This window comes from Bradyrhizobium algeriense (assembly GCF_003062295.1).
GTDB lineage: Bacteria > Pseudomonadota > Alphaproteobacteria > Rhizobiales > Xanthobacteraceae > Bradyrhizobium > Bradyrhizobium algeriense.
The window spans coordinates 1-514 of the sequence record NZ_PYCN01000223.1 but is presented as its reverse complement, the minus strand read 5'-3'; the positions used below and the strand labels follow the sequence as shown (position 1 = coordinate 514).

The window sequence follows — 514 nt, the reverse complement described above, 5'->3', positions numbered from 1 at the left end:
GCGCCATCCGCTCCCACGCCGCGTCGCTCAAAACCAACCGATCCATCACACCCAAGACTGCCTCCCCAAAAGCAGTCTTGAATCTGATTTGCCCCTAAATGGGAATCCTTAGAGTCCACACCACCTAGCGCATGCCGCAGTCGACCATGCTCTATGCCTACACCCGTGGCTCGTGCTGATAGCGGGCCGATATGGGGCTGATCGACCGGGATCTGCTGACTGTAGACGAACAGGCGATCAAAGAGACCCGGGTCGTTCGGACGATCTTTCGTGGGCGGACTTGCCGATGGCAACCCAGATCACGATAGAAGCTGCTGAACTTTTTGCGTCAAAAGCGGATCATGCAGACATACCGCCCATTCCAGCAGCATCTGGCGCACCGTGGTTGCCAAGATGCCATGAAGCGCCATCCGATCCAGAGCAAGTGAACGATCCGCATCGACACGCGTCGCGATCAGGTCCGAGAGGAGGCGTACGTCATATCCACGCTCGGCGGCCTGCAGAGCGGCAATGA

General features: G+C 58.2%; 1 protein-coding gene. It reads right to left on the bottom strand.

What is annotated here, in order from left to right:
- Nucleotides 1–299: 299 nt before the first annotated feature.
- The coding region (locus C7G61_RS45475) for a cysteine hydrolase family protein (RefSeq protein ID WP_202975818.1) at nt 300–514 on the bottom strand (215 nt) is incomplete at its 5' end.